Origin of the sequence: Paraburkholderia sp. SIMBA_030, assembly GCF_046535245.1 — a bacterium.
In the GTDB taxonomy this organism is placed as follows: Bacteria; Pseudomonadota; Gammaproteobacteria; order Burkholderiales; family Burkholderiaceae; genus Paraburkholderia.
This window is the reverse complement of sequence record NZ_JAWRXB010000202.1, coordinates 1-330: the sequence shown is the minus strand read 5'-3', so window position 1 is coordinate 330 and position 330 is coordinate 1. Positions and strand designations below refer to the sequence as shown.

Genomic DNA, 330 nt, shown 5'->3' with positions numbered 1-330 from the left:
CGCGCGGCCATCAGTCGAGCGGAATCTGCTTTCTGACGGGTATTCCGCTAAGTTGCGGCTATGCCAAGGCTGCATAGCCGTTGCGAGTAACTTTCATGCGGGAGCAAACGGAGCCTGTAACGAACGCATATACCGGTCGGACTCCTGGCATGCGAGCTCAGCGACAAAGCGAATGGCGTCCGACGCTCGATTTTCCAGATAGCTGACTACCAAGCCCTGCAGCGGGAGTGCGTGCTCGCTCGCAATAATGCGCAACTCTCCACTTTCAATTTCCTGCCTCACCGGCGGTAGCGGCATCATCGCGTGACCGAATCCGCAGCGAACCAGCCG

At 58.5% G+C, this 330-nt stretch carries 1 pseudogene; it reads right to left on the bottom strand.

Annotated features, from left to right (window positions below):
• Positions 1-93: 93 nt before the first annotated feature.
• Positions 94-330, bottom strand: a pseudogene (locus tag SB772_RS39670) (LysR family transcriptional regulator); the annotation flags it as partial.